Raw genomic sequence first — 2,653 nt, 5'->3', positions numbered from 1 at the left:
GCCTTTTCTTTGGTTACTTTCTTTTCGACTGCACGGATGCAGGAGGTAGAGCAACGCAGGAGCAGTTGCCGAGGCGACGCAAAAGAAAGTAACTCGCCCTCGGGTGCGAGAACCCGATTCGAATAACGTCGCGGTAGCGACACTTTCAATAATAAAAAATGTTGATGCAGTCTAAATCCTAGCAACTGCGTAACATCAGTTACATAAGTAATGGTACCTATGTTTTATTACAGATATGTAATATAAAATATGTTCACCAATTTCTGAGGAGGAATGGTGTTAAGTACAATTAAAAGAAGAACAACTTAGCGATAAAGCCCAGATTCAACATCGAATCTGGGCTTTTTTATGGCCGTAAGACCGAATGAACAATTAAATAATCGGACTCGTGCCGCAGCCAATGCTCTCAGGTTCCGCTGTCTTTCCGAACTGAGGTTTGCAAAGATTGAAAAACGTCGTTTAATTTTTCCATATTCGGCGCCAGTAAAGACTGTTTATTAGCATTTGATTCGACAGATGAGAATATATACCCGATAGTGTAACCATTTTGGGTTATATGCCTGTGGTTTCATTGTGTTGAATGAATAAGACCTTACTGATTTTCATAGCTTTTTGACAACTTACACACAGCCTTACTGTGTTAAACTCAGAAAAGTTCGCCGAAAATCCAACTTTAACCCTAACCGATTAAAAAAATTTTATAGCGTTATGGTTTAGGTAATATTTCCAGCATTCATTGGAGGAATTTTTATGTCATTGACCATGTACCAAGCTTCTATCCCTGTTTTTGTGCGTATGCTAGAGAATTTATCTGCGATACTCGATAAAGCTGCCGCTCATGCCGAAGCGAAAAAAATCGATCCCGCTATTTTTGTTAATGCGCGTCTAGCGCCTGACATGTATCCACTTAACCGCCAAGTACAAATTGCGACTGATATGGTCAAAGGTTGTGCTGCCCGCCTGGCAGGTATCGAAGTACCGAGTTATGAAGATAATGAAACCACTTTTGCCGATTTACAAGCGCGTATCGCCAAGACTAAAGCGTTCATACAAAGTGTAAGCGCGTCACAAATCGACGGCAGTGAAGAACGCAAAATTACACTGAAATTTGGCAGCAGAGAGCTCAGTTTTTTAGGTCAAGCTTACTTGCTTGATTTTGTACTGCCTAATTTCTATTTTCATCTCACCACCGCTTACGCCATACTGCGGCATAATGGCCTGGAAATAGGAAAAAAGGATTACGTAGGCAATTATTAATTTGCGTTCTATATTGCATTAGAAGCTGTTTAAGACCTAAAAAATCAATTTTGCTACGAAATTTTTAGAGGTCTTGTGTGTTCCAAGCGATTTCTTTCGCCCCCATCTTTCTTGATGGGGATTAATTAACCTCTAATTGCAGGTTTTCCAGAAAATCTTCGTTAGCTGCTTTTAAGCATTCACGGGCGCAACTGGCGCAACGGCCGCAATCAACGCTTACTCCCAAATCGCGGCGTAAGTCCTTGAGTGTTCTCGCTCCGTTTCTGGCAGCTTGATGAATCTCGCGATCCGTCACAGCCTGGCAAACACATACATACATGAAACTGCTCCCCTGAAAATATAACAATACATAATTATCGAGAAGCATTCTCATTTAGTTTTTAGAATCTGTCAATACCCTTCAGCTCCAAAAATCAATATCACAACAAAGGTCATGGCTATCTGGAAGTTGGAGATTGTGTTAATCGCCGCCATGCTGCATATGCGATTGCAAATAATTAGGCAAACTGACATTCTTTATTAGATCTTGCTGGGTTTCCAGCCAATCGATGGCTTGTTCGCAGTGCTCCAGCAACTCTTCCATCAGATCGCGACTGACGTAGTCTTGTAATTCCTCGCAGAGAGCCACGGCTTCTATTAATAGTGGCCTCTGTACATTTTTTTCATATTCCAAATCGCCGTTCAAGCATTCGATAACATTTTCGCCGATCAGCAGCTTTCCGAGGTTTTGCAGATTGGGCAGGCCTTCCAGAAATAGGATGCGCTCAATGATCTCATCGGCTTCCTTCATGACGCGGATCGATTGCTTGTATTGGTAGTCGTTAAGTTTTTCCAGTCCCCAATTACGAAACATACGGGCATGCAGGAAATACTGGTTGATCGAGGTTAGCTCGTTTTTGAGTATCTTGTTGAGAATTTCAATGATTTTTTTATCGCCTTTCATGTTGGTGTCCCTCGCTAGTTTAAATGCCCAGTTTCATTTGACTTTGCTGATAATTTTCCAGGCCTACCAGGCCGATCAACTGCAACTGTCGCTCTAACCAGTAGGCGTGATCCATTTCCGTATCTTCCAGTTGTACTGTCAACATATCGCGTGTCACATAATCCTGAGCTTTCTCACAGGCGGCAATGGCTTTTTTTAGCTCCCCAACGACATGATATTCGACTTCCAGATCGGCTTTTAGCATTTCCGGCACCGTACTGCCGATAGTTAAAGCCTCGCGTTTAACTAAGTTGGGTTCGCCTTCTAAAAACAGGATGCGTTGAATCAATGCTCGGGCATGCTGCCGTTCATGCTCAGACTCGTGTAGGCTTTTTTCGGCAAGATGATTTAAACCGAAATCGGCGTACATCTCGCCATGGATTAGGTACTGATCGGATGCGCTCAGTTCTCCGG

General features: G+C 42.7%; 4 protein-coding genes. 1 reads left to right on the top strand and 3 read right to left on the bottom strand.

The window, feature by feature from the left end; all coding sequences use genetic code 11:
* The first annotated feature begins 750 nt into the window (after positions 1 to 750).
* Complete coding sequence (locus tag EPO18_RS14985; protein WP_292434578.1) at positions 751 to 1,257, top strand: DUF1993 domain-containing protein; 507 nt, start codon at positions 751 to 753, stop codon at positions 1,255 to 1,257.
* Between the two features lie 121 nt (positions 1,258 to 1,378).
* Here EPO18_RS14985 and EPO18_RS14980 read toward each other — a convergent pair whose 3' ends face one another.
* From EPO18_RS14980 to bfr (EPO18_RS14970), 3 genes are all read right to left on the bottom strand, one after another.
* Entirely contained in the window at positions 1,379 to 1,576 is a 198-nt protein-coding gene (locus tag EPO18_RS14980; RefSeq protein WP_292434575.1) for a (2Fe-2S)-binding protein, read from the bottom strand.
* A 141-nt stretch (positions 1,577 to 1,717) separates the two neighbouring features.
* Positions 1,718 to 2,200, bottom strand: coding sequence for a bacterioferritin (gene bfr / locus EPO18_RS14975; RefSeq protein ID WP_292434574.1), 483 nt, complete (start codon positions 2,198 to 2,200; stop codon positions 1,718 to 1,720).
* A 19-nt stretch (positions 2,201 to 2,219) separates the two neighbouring features.
* On the bottom strand, positions 2,220 to 2,653 hold a 434-nt coding region (gene bfr / locus EPO18_RS14970), incomplete at its 5' end, for a bacterioferritin (protein WP_292434571.1).

Source organism: Methylobacter sp. (assembly GCF_004322395.1).
Lineage (GTDB): Bacteria > Pseudomonadota > Gammaproteobacteria > Methylococcales > Methylomonadaceae > Methylobacter_A.
The sequence above is the reverse complement of the archived record's forward strand: the minus strand, read 5'-3'. Positions and strand labels throughout refer to the sequence as shown.

Coding starts and splice junctions, on each gene's coding strand:
- EPO18_RS14985 (WP_292434578.1), top strand. CDS start 751: ATGTCATTGACCATGTACCAAGCTTCTATCCCTGTTTTTGTGCGTATG.
- bfr (WP_292434574.1), bottom strand. CDS start 2,200: ATGAAAGGCGATAAAAAAATCATTGAAATTCTCAACAAGATACTCAAA.
- EPO18_RS14980 (WP_292434575.1), bottom strand. CDS start 1,576: ATGTATGTATGTGTTTGCCAGGCTGTGACGGATCGCGAGATTCATCAA.